General features: G+C 48.5%; 12 protein-coding genes. All 12 read left to right on the forward strand.

Annotated features, from left to right (window positions below):
- Position 1: 1 nt before the first annotated feature.
- Positions 2–4,120, forward strand: a complete 4,119-nt coding sequence (gene addA, locus MKY52_RS15995) for a helicase-exonuclease AddAB subunit AddA (protein ID WP_341053431.1) — start codon at positions 2–4, stop codon at positions 4,118–4,120.
- A gap of 41 nt (positions 4,121–4,161) precedes the next feature.
- Positions 4,162–5,343 (forward strand): exonuclease SbcCD subunit D, encoded by a 1,182-nt coding sequence (locus tag MKY52_RS16000; protein WP_076284787.1) that lies wholly within the window; start codon positions 4,162–4,164, stop codon positions 5,341–5,343.
- Between the two features lies 1 nt (position 5,344).
- Positions 5,345–8,758, forward strand: coding sequence for an AAA family ATPase (locus MKY52_RS16005; protein ID WP_341052265.1), 3,414 nt, complete (start codon positions 5,345–5,347; stop codon positions 8,756–8,758).
- A gap of 366 nt (positions 8,759–9,124) precedes the next feature.
- A complete protein-coding gene (locus MKY52_RS16010) occupies positions 9,125–9,484 on the forward strand; it encodes a histidine triad nucleotide-binding protein (RefSeq protein ID WP_042130338.1) in 360 nt (119 codons plus the stop codon).
- 139 nt (positions 9,485–9,623) lie between these two features.
- Positions 9,624–9,797 (forward strand): 30S ribosomal protein S21, encoded by a 174-nt coding sequence (rpsU, locus tag MKY52_RS16015; protein WP_036657994.1) that lies wholly within the window; start codon positions 9,624–9,626, stop codon positions 9,795–9,797.
- 15 nt (positions 9,798–9,812) lie between these two features.
- On the forward strand, positions 9,813–10,256 hold the full coding sequence (locus MKY52_RS16020) for a GatB/YqeY domain-containing protein (protein ID WP_042190953.1): 444 nt from the start codon (positions 9,813–9,815) through the stop codon (positions 10,254–10,256).
- Between the two features lie 139 nt (positions 10,257–10,395).
- Entirely contained in the window at positions 10,396–11,760 is a 1,365-nt protein-coding gene (locus MKY52_RS16025; protein WP_149647677.1) for an NfeD family protein, read from the forward strand.
- A gap of 63 nt (positions 11,761–11,823) precedes the next feature.
- Positions 11,824–12,825, forward strand: coding sequence for a flotillin-like protein FloA (gene floA / locus MKY52_RS16030; protein ID WP_042190951.1), 1,002 nt, complete (start codon positions 11,824–11,826; stop codon positions 12,823–12,825).
- A gap of 18 nt (positions 12,826–12,843) precedes the next feature.
- Positions 12,844–13,395, forward strand: coding sequence for a hypothetical protein (locus MKY52_RS16035; protein WP_076299665.1), 552 nt, complete (start codon positions 12,844–12,846; stop codon positions 13,393–13,395).
- Between the two features lie 169 nt (positions 13,396–13,564).
- A complete protein-coding gene (gene yqfC / locus MKY52_RS16040; RefSeq protein ID WP_060621997.1) occupies positions 13,565–13,858 on the forward strand; it encodes a sporulation protein YqfC in 294 nt (97 codons plus the stop codon).
- Positions 13,855–15,036, forward strand: a complete 1,182-nt coding sequence (gene yqfD, locus MKY52_RS16045; RefSeq protein ID WP_341052268.1) for a sporulation protein YqfD — start codon at positions 13,855–13,857, stop codon at positions 15,034–15,036. Before yqfC ends, yqfD begins: the two co-directional genes overlap by 4 nt.
- A gap of 15 nt (positions 15,037–15,051) precedes the next feature.
- Positions 15,052–16,023, forward strand: coding sequence for a PhoH family protein (locus tag MKY52_RS16050; RefSeq protein WP_042190944.1), 972 nt, complete (start codon positions 15,052–15,054; stop codon positions 16,021–16,023).
- The last annotated feature ends 6 nt before the right edge of the window (positions 16,024–16,029 follow it).

Here is a 16,029-nt window from a genome sequence, read left to right on the forward strand (position 1 = left end):
TATGAAGTCTGAAATAGAAGCGAAACCGGTAGGAAGCATATGGAGTGATGACCAGTGGCGCGCCATCGCTGAGAGCGGTGATGATATCCTCGTTGCCGCGGCGGCAGGTTCCGGTAAGACAGCGGTACTTGTAGAACGGATTATTCGCAAAATCAGCAAGGAAGAGAATGGCTTTAGCGTAGATAGATTGCTGGTAGCTACGTTTACCAAAGCTGCTGCTGCCGAGATGCGCCAGCGGATTAGGGAAGCACTAGATCGGGAGCTTGAGGAGAATGGAGAGAATGACCATTTACGCCGTCAGCTGTCGTTGCTCGGGAAAGCCTCGATTACAACACTACACTCCTTCTGTCTGGAAGTGATCCGGCGTTACTATCAGATTATTCCTATAGATCCTGGTTTCCGTATCCTGAACGAACATGAAGCAGAGATGATGCGGCAGGAGCTGCTTCAAGAACTACTGGAGGAAAAATACGGTGAAGTAGGTGAAGATGGCGCGGATAGCGTATTTGTACAGCTTGCTGACTGGTTCAGTGGTGAACGCAGCGATGATGCGGTACATGCGCTCATACAGCGACTGCATGATTATGCCCGCAGCCATCCTTGGCCAGAGCAGTGGCTTCGTGATACCGCAGCTGATTTCTCATTACCAGACACAGATAGCTTAGGTCGAACTCCTTGGGTGCTAAGTATTCTTGAAGAAGCGAAGTTGACCCTTGCGGGTGCAGCCAGTCAGCTTATCCAAGGCCGAGAGATCGCGCTACAGCCGGGTGGTCCGGCGCCTTATGCCGAGAATTTGACGACTGACCTTGAGATGGTAAATGCATTGCAGGAGGCTGTGAATGAACGGCCATGGGCAGAATTATATGATATTTTCATGGAAGTATACTTTGGAAAATTGAAAGCTTGTAAGAAGGATTCGACAGATCCTGGACTGCAGGAAATGGTTAAAGAGCTGCGCGATAGTGTGAAGAAGAGTATTTTAGATCTTCAGAAGGCATTGTTTGGCCGTCCTGCAGATGTTTTTTTGAGAGAACTGAACGAGGCGGCTCCTCTTATGGCAGAGCTTGCTGAGACGGTGATAGCGTTCGGTGAACGTTATCGAATCGAAAAAGCAGGACGGGGTCTCGTCGACTTTAGTGATTTGGAGCATTATTGTCTGCAAATTTTGCGCCATCCAGATTCTCTACCAGGCCATTCCCTGCCTTCTGATGCAGCGATGGAGTACCGTGCCCAATTCGATGAGGTTCTGTTAGATGAATATCAGGATACGAATAGTGTGCAAGAAGAGATTGTGCGGCTTATATCCCGCGAAACACCTGGTAACCGATTTATGGTCGGAGATATGAAGCAAAGTATTTATCGGTTCCGTCTGGCAGAGCCGGGGCTGTTCCTGGATAAATACCGTAGCTTTGGCTCTAAGAATGCCGGAGGTGGCAGTAATACAGTTGGCGAATCCGAGTTAAGTGAGTTATCTGAGAAGCCTAATGAATCGTCCGGCGGTTCGGTTATCGATCTAGCCCGTAATTTCCGTAGTCGTATGGAGGTTGTAAATGCCGTAAATATGATTTTTCGGCAGATTATGAACAGGGCAGTGGCGGAGATTAATTATGACGAACGTGCTGAGCTTGTGTATGGAGCGAATTTCCCGGGTGCAGCAGAAAAGGGGCCAGATACTTTTTTTGCACCAGAGCTATTATTGATCGATCGCGGTGCGGCAGCAGGTAAAGTAGAAGAGACTGAGGATAGTGAGACTCCACTTCAGGAAAGCGAAGCTATTGAGAGTGAGACTGCGCAACTGGAAGCACGGGCGATTGCTCGCCGCATTTCACAGATGACTGGCCTGAATGGAGGATCTCCGCTACTGATTTATGATAAAGGGCTTAAGATTATGCGCCCAGTGATTTATGGTGATATCGTGATTTTGCTTCGTTCGGCGAGAATATGGACCCCTTTAATTATTGAAGAGCTTCGGATGGAGGGAATCCCTGCATACGGGGATCTGAATAAAGGCTATTTTGAAGCTACAGAAGTAGAAATTGCACTCTCACTCTTAAAAATAGTCGATAATCCTCAGCAGGATATTCCACTCGCTGGTGTGCTTCGTTCACCTGTTGTTGGTTTAACTGAAGAGGAACTGGCTAAAGTTCGGATGTACAGCCATGGTTCTTTCTATCATGCTGTACAAATGGCAGCGAACATGCAAGATGGAAAGGAAGCTGAGGAAGAATACGATCTTTTCTCAGCTCATGTGATAGAAACAGCAAGTGCAGCGGAAGAGAAAGTTACCTCAGATAATAATGATGAAATCATTAATGAGGTGGAATCTGGAAGTGGAGCATTACCGCAAATCAGCCTAAAGCTGAAGCATAAGCTTAAGAATTTTCTAGAACGGCTTGAAAGCTGGAGAGATGCGGCTAGACAAGGCAGTCTCAGTGACCTGATCTGGCGTATTTATGGTGAGAGCGGCTACCTGGAATGGGTTGGAGGCTTGCCTGGAGGGTCACAGCGACAGAACAATCTTAAGGCTTTGTATGATCGGGCTGTTCAATTTGAGACTGATACTGCGGCACGTGGATTATTCCGTTTTCTGGTGTTTATTTCACGGCTTCGTGAGAATGGCGGAGATCTTGGTGTAGCTGGTGGTGGCGGTGAAGAGGGCAATGGGGTCAGAATTATGACCATCCATAAATCCAAAGGCTTGGAATTCCCTGTTGTTTTTATAGCGGGCATGGCGAAGCAGTTTAATCGGCAGGATTTGCATTCTCCTTTCCTGATGCACAAGGAGCTTGGCTTTGGGCCACGTTTTGTGGAGCGGGAAACACGGGTCAGCTACCCTACGCTTCCTTATTTGGCTATTAATCGTCGTACACGACTTGAATTATTGGCTGAGGAAATGCGGGTATTATATGTAGCTTTAACTCGTCCGAGAGATAAGATGATTCTAGTAGGCACCGTAAGAGATTTGCCACGCAAAATCGCTAGCTGGAGCAGTGTGCAGAATCGGGATGAGCTGTTGCTTGCGGATCATTTACTAGCCCGGGGACGCAGCTATCTGGACTGGGTTGGACCGGCATTGATCCGGCATCCGGCGGCGGCTATTCTTCGGAAGCTAGGCGGCTCTGAAGGTACCGTCTCGACAGTGCTGCACAGCGATGTCTCAAACTGGAGCATCAGTGTGCAGAATGCTTCCGAACTGAATTCCGGGGCGTTCCTTCCTTCGGATAACTCAGAGGACAAAGCAGAAGAACGTCAATCTGTACTCAAGGCGCTGCAAAAAGGTGAATCTGTAAGTGTCTATGGATCAGTGAATAGCGATGAAATTGCTAGAAGACTAGAATGGCCCTATCCGTTTGCGGCTGCCTCTGGTATTCCTGCCAAAACCTCTGTTACAGAGTTGAAATCTTTGTTGTCGATGCAGGACCAGCCTTCTTATGATCTCTTAGAGGAAAGTGGCTATCCTGTCACCTCAACAGAAAACAATAAACGTACAGATGTGGCAGGAGCAGACAGTCTGCATTTGCGGCGTCCGAAATTTATGGAAAAGCGCAGTCTAACCCCAGCGGAGCGCGGGACAGCCTACCATACGGTTATGCAGCATATTCCGCTGGAGGGTTCTGTTGATCCTAAAGTTGTGGAAGAAACATTAGCCCGTTTGCAGAGATTAGCTATTCTAACTGCTGAGCAGGTGGAGGCGGTATCCCCCGATCAGATAGAGACTTTTTATACGAATGAACTTGGTCGTAGATTAATAGATTCTTCTTGGAAGCTTAGAGAAATGCCGTTCAGTTATATGCTTTCCGCAGGCGAGGCTTATGGAGGGCTCGATTATATGAATAAAGCCGTCACAGAGCTAAGCCATGGAAATAATAATGAAGGCTTTAGTGAAGGAGTGCTGATCCAAGGGGTCATTGACTGCCTGTTCCGCGAAGAGGACCGGATTATTCTGTTAGACTATAAGACGGACTCTGTTTTAGAACATCAGGGTGGGTTAGAAGCTCTTAACGAAAAATATCGTTTTCAGCTAGAGTTATACAGCAAGGCATTACATGATATTTTGGGAGAACCGATCAGCGAGATTTGGCTGTACTTTTTTGACGGCGGACATGCTGTGAAATTATAAATCTATTCATTACCGCGTAGGAGCGGGGAAAGAGGACGAAGATGCGGATATTGCATACGGGAGATTGGCACCTCGGCCGAACGCTGGAAGGAAGAAGCCGGCAGAAGGAGCAAGAGCAGTTCATAGATGAATTGGTGGAGATCGCCGATTTTCATAAAGTGGATTTGATAATGATGGCGGGAGATGTGTACGATTCCGTTAATCCACCAGCGGCTTCAGAACAACTATTCTATGAGGCTGCCGCAAGGCTGACTGCAGGGGGCAGGCCCCTTGTTGTGATTGCCGGAAACCATGATCAACCGGAGCGCGTATCTTCAGTTTCACCGCTTGTATTAAGGCAGGGGATTACATTAGTGGGGCTTCCTACCTCAGAGCCAGTGACTGTTCATGCTGCACGCACGGGTGAGATCGCCAAAATCGCAGCTCTTCCTTATCCCTCCGAGGCGCGTCTCGGTGAACTACTTGCAGGAGATAGCGGAGAAGAGGAGCTTCGACTGGCTTATAGCGCACGGGTAGGCAAGCTCATGCAGCTGTTGGGACGGGAATTTACGCCGCAGACCGTAAATTTAGCGATGAGCCATATTTATGTGCTTGGTGGTGTGGAAAGTGATTCGGAACGTCCGATTCAAGTGGGTGGAGCGTATACCGTTGATCCTTCTGCTTTGGCTTGTGGAGCGCAATATACTGCACTAGGACATCTTCATCGCGCTCAGCGTGTCAAAGGGGAAGGAATGATCCGTTACAGCGGATCTCCGCTGGCATACAGTTTTTCTGAAGCAGGACAGGCCAAATCGGTAACGCTGATTGATGTTGCGCCGGGCGGTGAGCCAATTTTTGAAGAAATTTACCTTCGCTGTGGGCGTCCGCTTGTAAGATGGAGCTCCACAGGTGGATTGCAGGAGGTATATAACTGGCTGGATGAAGGTAGAGATGCTTCTGCTTTTATAGATTTGGAGATTCGGCTTAGTGAAGCTATGTCGATGAATGATATACAGCGTCTGCGCAAGTCACGCGAGGGAATTATTCATATTCGTCCAATTTACCCGCAAATGGAGATGGAGCTTGAACAGACTTCCCGTTCACGTATGCCGGTGCAAGAATTGTTCCGTAAATTCTATCAGCGTCAGACAGGTGGAGCGGAACCGGAGGATAGCTTGATAGAGCTGTTCTTACAGCTAACCGAAGAAGAACGGCGTCAGCCAGAGGAAGGAGAGGAGAACTAAGGTGAAACCTATTCTATTAAAAGTAGCAGGATTACAGAGTTATAGAGAAATGCAAGAAATAGATTTTGAAAGTCTGTGTGAGACGGGTCTGTTTGGGATTTTTGGACCTACGGGCAGCGGCAAGTCTAGCTTGCTGGATGCTATTACTTTGGCGATGTACGGGAAAGTGGAACGTGCCGTTAATGGAACACAGGGGATTATGAACCACTCTGAAGATTTACTCAGCGTAGCGTTTACCTTTGAGCTCACTTCTTCCGCGGGGGCACGTCGTTATCGGGTTGAACGTAAATTCAAACGTACAGGAGAGCAAACCGTCAGCAACACGATTAGCCGTTTCATCGAAATTACATCTGACGGAGATAATGTTATGGCGGATAAGCTCGCAGATGTTACGCGCTGTGTGGAGGAGCATATCGGTCTAAAAATGGATGACTTCACGCGAGCGGTTGTATTGCCGCAGGGGAAATTTGCCGAATTCTTATCGCTTCGTGGCGTAGATCGCCGGCAAATGCTGCAGCGCCTGTTCCATCTGGAACAGTATGGGGATCAGCTTGCGATCAAGCTTAGCCGCCGGGTGAAGGAGAATGAGGCTGCGCTTCGCGCGCTGGAAGCGGAGCAGCAGGGCCTTGGCAGCGCAGGAAAAGGGGATGTAGAGGCAGCGGCGGAGCGCCTCGAGCAGGCCACCCTTTATGCTGCGGAATGCCGCCGCAAACTGGAGGCGGCGCTGCAGGTCTCGGAGCGTTTTGCGCGTATACGCGAGCTCCAGGAGGAACGGACCCGCCGCGAGTTACAGCGGCAGGGGCTGCTCGCCAAGGAGGAGGAGATCCTCCTCCTTGAACAGAAGCTCGGCCAAGCTGACGAGGCCGAGGCAAGGCTTCCCGCGCTGAAAGCATGGCGCAGCGCGGAAGAAGCCTTTAAGAGCCGATTGGCCCGCACGGAGGGCCAAGAGGTGCTGGCCGCCGCCGCCGAGCAGGAGGCGGCGCGTGCCGCTGCTGTCGCGGCTGCTGCGCAGGCCGCGCTTGCGGCGGAAGAGCCGGCCCTCCGGGAGGGAGCCGGCACCTACCGCCGCGCGCTTGAGCTCGAGTCCGAGCTCGGCGCCCTGCGGCGCGAACTCGCGGCTCTGCGCGAGCGCCGCGAAGAGGCCTCCCGCAAGCTGGCGGAGCTGCGGGAGGGAATGGCCCGGGAGCGTGAGCTTTTGGCCAAGGGCCAAAAGCGCCAGCAAGAGCTGCAGCAGAGCTTGCAGCCGCTCGGTGTCCGCTCCCAGGAGCGGCAGTCTTTGCAAGAAGCGATGCAGAGACTGCAAGGGCTACACTCCGCCGAATCCCAGTGGGATAAGGCAGAGAAGGAGCGCCGCGAGCGTGCCGCTGCACTTGCGGCTGCGCAGGCGCGACTCGCGGAGGCCGAGGGCCGTCGCGAGCTGCAGGAAGCTGCTCGCGGGCAACTGATCCGCGAGGCGGCGCTGCATCAAGAGAAGCTGCTGGCGACAGAAGAAGCTGCGCGCGCCGCAGCGGAGCGCCTGGAGCAACATGTCAGCACTTTGGAAGCGGCTATGAAGGATCAAGAGCTTCACAGATTATCGTTAGCACTAGCTAAGGAGCTGGAAGAAGGACAACCCTGCCCTGTATGCGGCAGCGAGCATCATCCTTCACCTGCATTATTGCAGGATAGCTTAGAGCAACAAGAACTGGAAATGAAGCTTCAGCAAGTTCGAACATTGTCTAGACGGGCTTTGGAAGCTCGTCATCTGTTCCGTGGTCTTCGCGAACAGGATCAAGTATGGCTGGAGCAAGTATTTGGAAATGAAGTCATCGAAGCGGCAAACCACCCTGCAGCTGCAGGTTCAGAAGTAAGTAGTGCAGTTACTTCCACCGATTTAATCATTCCAGATGAAAAAGCCTTGGCAGAACTTGAAGCTGCACATTTGGGATTAAAAGGACAGTCAGGTGAACTACGCCGAACTGCGGTGCAGTGGCAGCAATCGATGCAGGAGGTCCAGCAGCTGTGTCTCAAAGAAGCGGCAGGTGTCGCAGGGGAACAGAGCTGGGTAGAAGGAATTGCTGCCAAAGCTGAGGAACTCAGCGCCCAGCTAACGGCTCTACGGCAGAACTGGACACAGCAGTTCCCGGATCTGGCACCTGGAGAAGTGGAACAAGCTTACCGTGATCTGTTAGCTAAGGATGCACAAGCTGAAGAAATTAGATCTCGACTTGATATCAGTGTCAAGTTTCTGGAGGAGAAAAGTGCTTCAGTGCAGAACCTTCAAGAGACCATAACGGGGCTGGATAAAGAGCTGGCTCAGTGGATCACACAGATCGAAGGCAAGGAAGAATTGCAGCGTGAAAAAGAACACCGTCTACTGGAGTGGACGAATGGTCGTGCTGCTGCTCCTCTTCTAGCGGAATGTGAAGGACGTCTGCAGGAATTGTTAACTGCTCTGGAGACAAGCAAGCAGTCACATCTCGCAGCGGCGGAGAAGGCTCAGCATGAGGTTAAGGAAGCAGCGATTACTCGCCAGGCTGCGGAATCTGCGCGTGAACATTACGTAGCAGCTACCAGTCATTGGGAACAAAGCTTGGCTTCTTCACCGTTTAGTTCAGCCACTGAGGTTGAAGGAGCAGCGCTCACATCCGAAGCAAGGGAAATGGCTTATTCCCGCGTACGTGCTCATCGTGCCGAAGAAGCTGAGGTCTCGCTGCAACTGCGTAATATTGAAGAGAAGCTTGACGGAGCCAGCTTAAGTGAAGAAGAATGGCAAGAAAGTCAGGGGATCTTAAGAGAAAGCAAGGCTGAGGATGAAGTATCTCTTCAGGCAAGAGCGCGTGCAGAGCGTGATCTGGAGGACCTGCGGCATCGACATATTCGCTGGATGGAGCTCGAAGCTAAGCGGATTGAGCACGCTTCTATGCAAGATCAACTCTCCAAACTACAGACGGTCTTACGTGGGAACGCCTTTGTTGAGTACATTGCTGAGGAACAATTGATGCAGGTGTGTCAGTCCGCTTCCCAGCGGCTTCGATTCCTGAGTAAGCAGCGTTATGCATTGGAGGTTGATTCGGGTGGCGGCTTTGTGATCCGTGATGACGGGAACGGCGGGGTGAGAAGACCTGTCTCAACCCTGTCTGGTGGAGAGACCTTCCTAACATCCCTTTCGCTGGCACTTGCTCTTTCAGCTCAGATCCAGCTGCGTGGGCAATATCCGTTGCAATTTTTCTTCCTGGATGAAGGGTTTGGTACTCTCGACCCAGAGCTGCTGGATACAGTGATTACTTCACTTGAAAGGTTGCATAATGACCAGCTGTCTGTCGGTATTATCAGCCACGTTCCAGAGCTTCGTGCAAGGTTGCCGCGCAAGCTGGTGGTAGTTCCTGCTGAACAAGGTGGAGGGGGGTCTCGTATCCTTTTGGAAAAAATGTGAAGCATTTTAAACTGTGTGATCGATATCACAGATACAGCATCAACGCGCTGTTATAATACAGCTAAGCCGACATTACTTTAGAAACACCTCGGCGGACGTATGACCGGGAATGTACTCCTTTTCATACGTCCGCCGCCGAATCAGCTTTATAAGCTGTGAAGGGTGTTTCTCTTTTTTTTGCCTTTTTAGGCCCTACGGGTATATATATAGCTCAACTTCATTTGTAAACGGATTTCATTCTGTAATAGATACAGTTTTAGAGTGTGGATGTTGAATCTTCTAGCGTCTTTCGTAATTGGTGATTATCCTGTATGATTATCTTATGATGAAGTGAAATTTCACCAATTTTTAGGAGGCAAGCACTCTATGGAGACCGTGTTTAGCAAAATTATTGAGGGTACTATTCCTTCCAAAAAAGTATTTGAGAACGAACGTATTCTTGCATTCTACGACATCGAGCCGGCTGCACCGGTACATGTGTTGATCATTCCAAAGAAGTTCATTGCTTCCATGAATGATGTCACACCTGAGGATCTTCCGCTAATTGCAGAAATTCACAGTGTAGCGCAACAGATCGCTATCGACCTTGGGATTGCCGAATCTGGTTATCGTTTGATCAATAATTGTGGTCCAGATAGTGGACAAGCTGTGCCTCATCTTCATTATCACTTGCTTGGTGGGGCCAAGCTGGGAGCTCTCACAGGAAACTCAGCTTCTCACGCATAGTACAAACATTAAATGTTGAAGAACTTGCCAGAAAAAAAGAATAACACGAAGGTTGACACCCTATTTCCGTTTGACCTATAATGGAATTTGATAAACCGTGTTATGCTCTTGGACGGTATGGTCGGAGGGAGGGGAAACTGTGTCTGAAACGAAAGTTCGCAAAAACGAGACAATTGATGCTGCACTTCGTCGCTTTAAACGTTCCATCGCAAAAGATGGTGTCTTGGCTGAGGTGAAGAAACGCAAACATTACGAAAAGCCAAGCGTTAAGAAAAAGCTGAAGTCTGAGGCTGCTCGTAAGAGAAAGTTTTAGGAGGATTACCCACGCATGAATCTTAGCGAGAGATTGAACGAAGATATGAAGCAAGCGATGAAGAGTAAGGACAAGTTCACGCTCTCCACGATTCGAATGGTTCGTTCTACAATAAAGTATCTTGAAATAGATTTGAAGAGAACATTGGACGACAACGAAGTGCTTGATATCCTTAGTCGTGAAATCAAACAGCGCAAAGATGCCCTCCAAGAATTTGAATCAGCGGGTCGCGACGAGCTTGCCGCGAGTACGAAGGCAGAAATCGAGATTATTATTAAGTATCTTCCCGAGCAACTTTCCGAAGAAGAAATTAAAGCAATTGTACAGCAGACCATCCAGGAAACCGGTGCTTCTTCGAAAAGTGAAATGGGTAAGGTCATGAGCGCACTGATGCCTAAGGTCAAAGGTCGCGCCGATGGTAAACTCGTGAACCAAGCGGTTCAGCAATTTCTGCAATAATATAGCGCCAGCACCCCTTGTAAAAGGGGTGCTTTTCTTTGTTTTGAAACGTAATTACGCTTACAACGTAATAAAGTTTATGTGTCCCGGGTCAAGTTGAAGAAGGGAGGTAAAAACATTGAAAAGAATACGGAAAATTATGTTAGCCAGCATTCCAGTTGTTTTACTGCTATTGCTCTTAACGCCGTTTATCCCGAACGTCAGCGCTGATGTAACGGTACCAAAAGCACCAAAGGCTGCGAATGGTGAGATGAAGAAAGGCCCTGTGTTTATTATTCCGGTTGATCAGAAAATTGAAAGAGGTCTGCAAAGCTTTTTGGAAAGAGGGTTCGCAGAAGCTGCTAATTATGGAGCGGTTCTAATTGTACTGGAGGTCGATACACCGGGTGGACTGGTGAGTTCAGCAGAACAGATTGGGACGATGGTAAGAGATAGTGACATACCTACGGCTGCTTTTATTAAAGGTGATGCCGCTTCCGCAGGCAGTTACATAGCACTTAACGCAGGTGCAATCATCATGAAGCCGGGCAGCATGATCGGTTCTGCATCTCTAGTAGATAGTAGCGGCCAGAAAGTAGATGACGCGAAGATGGTCTCCTACTGGAAATCAAAAATGATTGGAGCCGCTGCTCTAAATGAGCGTGATCCTGATATTGCTGCGGGAATGGTCGATAGTAATTTGGTTGTGGATAAGCCAGATCTTGGCGTATCTAAAGCGCAGGGCGAAATTATTGCCTTGTCTAGTGACGAAGCTTTAAAAGCTGGTTATGCTGATCAAATTACAACCACTCCAGAAGAGGCGATTACTTGGTTAGGTTATACTACAGATGACATTTTTCGTGTGGAGCATACGGGTGCCGAGAAAATGTCGCAATTTCTGACGAATCCGATTATTATGACGATTTTGCTATTCATCGGGATCACAGGCATTGTGATTGAGTTGATCGTTCCGGGCTTCGGTGCACCTGGGATTATTGGGACATTAGCCTTTGTTTTATATTTTTTCGGAAATTCTGTAGCAGGGTTTGCCGGATCAGAGACTTGGCTTTTGTTCATAATCGGACTTGTCATGCTTGTGCTGGAGCTATTCGTGCCGAGCTTTGGGATATTGGGGATACTTGGTTCCGTGAGCCTTGTGGCAGGTGTCGTACGCGCAGCATACAGCTTCACACATGCATTGTTTAGTCTCGGTATCGCATTCGCGGCTGCAACAGTAGTCATTGTGATTGTGGCTGTCGCATTTAAAGAACGTGGAATTTGGAATAGGTTTATTTTAAAGGATACGCTCTCTAAAGATCAGGGATTTGTACCTGTTGAAGAAAAGTTAAGCTTAGTTGGAGCTATAGGAAACAGTATTACTCCACTTCGTCCATCCGGAACGGCTATGATTGGCGGCGAGCGAGTAGATGTCGTTACTGAAGGCAGCTTTATTAGCGTTAATGCACCGGTCTCTGTTGTGAAAGTTGAGGGCGGACGGATTGTGGTGAAGGAAATTAAGGAATAAGGTAAAAGATAAAGGGTATGGCGAATAGTAGCTCCACAATAATTTACTGGAGGTTGTAAAGTTATGGAAGCATCTTTAATTACTTTTTTGTTGATTGCGGTAGTCGTAGTCATTTTGTTGAGTGTCTTTTTAAGCTTCTTCCCGGTCATGCTCTGGATTTCTGCACTGGCGTCAGGGGTTAGGATTAGTATTATTACCCTAGTAGCGATGAGACTGCGTCGTGTAACACCAAGTCGAATCGTTAATCCAATGATTAAAGCGACTAAGGCAGGTCTTGGACTGAATATTAATCAACTGGAGAGCCACTATCTCGCAGGTGGTAACGTAGACCGGGTGGTTAATGCGCTTATTGCAGCACAACGTGCAGATATTCCTTTGGAATTTACACGCGCAGCGGCTATTGATCTTGCAGGACGCGATGTGCTTCAGGCTGTGCAAATGAGCGTTAACCCTCGTGTAATTGAAACACCAGTTGTTGCGGCTGTCGCTAAAAACGGGATTGAAGTTAAGGTAAAAGCACGTGTAACTGTACGTGCCAATATCGACCGTCTCGTGGGTGGTGCGGGTGAAGAAACAATCATTGCCCGTGTTGGTGAAGGGATTGTAACGACAGTAGGTTCAAGTGATTCACATAAAGATGTCTTGGAAAACCCGGATTTGATTTCTCGGACGGTATTGTCGAAAGGTCTGGATTCAGGTACTGCTTTTGAGATCCTCTCTATTGATATTGCGGATATCGATGTAGGCAAGAACATCGGTGCGTATCTTCAAACCGAACAAGCAGAAGCGGATAAACGTATTGCACAAGCTAAGGCAGAAGAACGCAGAGCAATGGCTGTCGCTCATGAGCAAGAGATGAAAGCGCGTGTAGTTGAGATGAAGGCGCTGGTTGTGGAAGCTGAATCTCAGGTGCCTATGGCGATGGCTGAGGCACTCAGAAATGGTCAAATCGGTGTGATGGACTACATGAACATCAAAAATATCGAGGCAGATACCCAAATGCGCGGTTCCCTCGGCAAAATGAATGATCAGGACGATAATAACCGTCCTAACAATAATAAATAAAAGGGGATGTGAATCTCCATGAGCTGGATCTATATTGTTGCGGTTATTATCTTCGCGATTGTATCCAATGTGAACAAAGCTACGAAGAACAAACCCAAAGGTACTACACGCGGAGGGATGCCGACCTTTGGCGGAGGAGACGGGAATCCTCTCCACCGTAATAAGGATGTAGACGGGAACAGAGATCAGCCAGAACTGTCTGGTAGCGGGTTTCCTGCTCCTGTTACTACATCCTCCCGTGAGTATGACGCATCACCTGCCTTTCCAGAGCCTGCGTACATCCCGACACCAGATTATTCTACTGGAGAAGGTATGTCTTTGGAGCATGCTGATGACGGAGTTGAGTTACGCACACAAAGAATGCAGGAAGAGGTGCGGCGTCTTCAATCTGCTTTTGATGGAATAGCTGGAGCAGATCCCAGGTCGAAGAAGACGAAGAGTTCATCCCCTGATACAGATGTTCAGTCAAATAGAACAGGGAATAGGGATGAGCTGCGTAATGGTGTGGTTTGGGCGGAGATTCTAGGACCTCCGCGTGCTCGCCAGCCGCATTCCTCCCGAAGATCGTAATTTTCGGTCAAGTAACAATTAAGCCTTAGCTTTCTTATCTTAACGATAGGAAAGCTGAGGCTTTTTTATGTTTTTTATACCTGAAAGGTGCTCCTTTATGAGTTCTTCTCATAAACAAAAGCGTTGCCGCATAAGGTGTACAGAAGGCAGGAAGGGGGAGCGTCTACTTATGACCCGTATTGGCCGCAGGCTGCGGGGATGGACAAACGGGGTGTTGGATTTACCACAGGACTTACTACAGGAAATGCCCCGGATCACCCTGATCGGCAATAAGGAACTGTATATCGAGAATCATCGCGGCGTGCTGCATTTTTCCTCAGGCCAGCTTAAGCTCGCGTTAGCTAAAGGATCGCTTGAAATCACAGGCGAGGATCTTGTCATTCGCAATATTCTTGGTCAGGAGCTGGCGGTAGAAGGCATTATCGGAGAGATCAGATATAAAGAAAGCGAGGGGAAATCATGAAGGAACCACCTCTTTCATCACTGCGGGGATTCGTTACACTGCATGTGACGGGGCCTCAGGTGGAGAGATTCATTAATGTCATTTCTGAAGCAGGTATAGTGATTTGGGATGTGAGGCCCGCGGAGGGCGGCGCTTCCCTTAAGCTGCTTCTGAATGATTTTTATGTCCTCCGTCCGATTTTAAAGAAGACAGGCTGTCGGATGCACGTTACAGGAAGAAGCGGACTGCCTTTTTTGATGGCGCGGCTTTGGAAACGTAAATTTTTTGGCATGGGAATATTGATATTCGGGATTATGCTCTTTATGTTATCTACGATGGTGTGGAGCATTAGAGTCGAGGGAAATGAAAAAATTGCCTCCGAGGATATATTGGCAGCTGCTCGCCAGGAGGGGGTGTATCCTTTTCAATGGATATGGCGTCTGGATGAGCCGGACAAGCTCTCTAAGGGGCTCCTAGCCCAATTACCCGGCGTTTCATGGATAGGGGTGCAGCGGACGGGGACGAGCATTAAAATTCAGGTGGTAGAATCTAAACAGCCGGATATCAAACCTCTACTTAGTCAGCGGCATTTGATTAGCAGAACAGATGCGGTGGTAACTGAAATATATGCGGAGCAGGGCAGACCGGTTGTGGCTCGTAACTCACGGGTTAAAAAAGGGGATATCCTGATCTCGGGTGCTTTAGGCGACGAAGAGAATGTACAGTATGTGGTGGCTAAAGGTGAGGTTAAGGGTCTAGTGTGGCATGAATACAATGTAGAAGTGCCTCTTACAACAACAAATAGCTCATATACAGGGGAGCGTAAGGACCGAACCTATCTGGTGCTTGGTAAATGGGCTATCCAGCTATGGGGTTATGGCGATTCTCCTTTTGAGAAATCACGAACACTTACTGAGCACGATCCGCTGTCCTGGCGGTCCATTAAGCTGCCGCTGGGCCTAATGACTGAGAAAGAAATGGAGATTAGTGAAACAAGTGAGACATTAACTCCAGAGGCTGGATTTGAAAAGGGAATAGAGCGAGCGAAGAATGATATTTTGGCACGTTATGGCGTTGATAGCGTCATCAAAAGTCAAAAAGTTTTGCATGAGAAGAAAGAGAATGGTAAAGTTTATATGAAAGTGATCTTTGAAGTAGAAGAAAAAATTTCCGAAGAACTGCCAATAGTAAACAATTGAGGAGAATGAGGCTACTTGTCAGAACAGACTGCAAGCATTCGTATTACTTTGCAAAATGCGGGAGAAGCGCAATCGCTGTTCGGCCCGCAAGATGGATTCCTAAAAATCATCGAGAGTGAAATTCCTGCTATTATTGATTCCCGTGAAGCAGAGTTAACGATACGTGGTGCGGAGCGGGAAGTAGACATGCTGGGACAATTGTTTAATGTGTTACTGTCCCTCATTCGGAGCGGTTACATACTTACTGAACGTGATGTACAGTACGCTGTGGAGCTGGCGAAAGACTTTCGAGTCGATCAATTGCTCGATTTGTTCAAGGGAGAAATTACAACAACTTTTCGTGGAAAGCCTATCCGTGTCAAAACGATTGGCCAGAAGCATTATGTGACAACGATCAAGAAGCGTGATATTGTATTCGGAATCGGTCCTGCAGGAACGGGTAAGACCTACTTGGCGGTAGTGCTTGCAGTTACGGCACTTAAAGAAGGTTCTGTTAAGCGTATCATTCTTACGCGCCCAGCAGTAGAAGCAGGAGAGAGTCTAGGGTTCCTCCCAGGGGATTTGCAAGAAAAGGTAGATCCATACCTTCGTCCGTTATATGATGCCTTATACGACGTTATGGGGCCCGATCAGGTGGCTAAGGCACTTGAACGGGGATTGATTGAAATTGCTCCGCTCGCTTATATGCGTGGTCGTACGCTGGATGATTCATTTATTATTTTGGATGAAGCCCAGAATACAACGCCTGAGCAAATGAAAATGTTTTTGACTCGACTCGGCTTCGGGTCCAAAATGGTGATTACGGGTGACGTTACCCAGATTGACCTGCCTCGCGGCAAGAAATCCGGTTTGATTGAGGCTAAAGCGATTTTATCCGGCATAGAAGAACTCGGTTTTGTTTATTTTGCGGAGCAGGATGTAGTACGGCATTCCCTGGTGCAGAAAATTATCGTTGCCTATGACCGCTCTGCCGAAAACCTCCAATAAAGGGGA

Origin of the sequence: Paenibacillus sp. FSL P4-0184 (genome assembly GCF_038004625.1) — a bacterium.
Taxonomy (GTDB): Bacteria; Bacillota; Bacilli; order Paenibacillales; family Paenibacillaceae; genus Paenibacillus_AQ.

Coding starts and splice junctions, on each gene's coding strand:
- addA (WP_341053431.1), top strand. CDS start 2: ATGAAGTCTGAAATAGAAGCGAAACCGGTAGGAAGCATATGGAGTGAT.
- MKY52_RS16000 (WP_076284787.1), top strand. CDS start 4,162: ATGCGGATATTGCATACGGGAGATTGGCACCTCGGCCGAACGCTGGAA.
- MKY52_RS16010 (WP_042130338.1), top strand. CDS start 9,125: ATGGAGACCGTGTTTAGCAAAATTATTGAGGGTACTATTCCTTCCAAA.
- MKY52_RS16020 (WP_042190953.1), top strand. CDS start 9,813: ATGAATCTTAGCGAGAGATTGAACGAAGATATGAAGCAAGCGATGAAG.
- MKY52_RS16025 (WP_149647677.1), top strand. CDS start 10,396: ATGTTAGCCAGCATTCCAGTTGTTTTACTGCTATTGCTCTTAACGCCG.
- floA (WP_042190951.1), top strand. CDS start 11,824: ATGGAAGCATCTTTAATTACTTTTTTGTTGATTGCGGTAGTCGTAGTC.
- MKY52_RS16035 (WP_076299665.1), top strand. CDS start 12,844: ATGAGCTGGATCTATATTGTTGCGGTTATTATCTTCGCGATTGTATCC.
- yqfC (WP_060621997.1), top strand. CDS start 13,565: ATGACCCGTATTGGCCGCAGGCTGCGGGGATGGACAAACGGGGTGTTG.
- yqfD (WP_341052268.1), top strand. CDS start 13,855: ATGAAGGAACCACCTCTTTCATCACTGCGGGGATTCGTTACACTGCAT.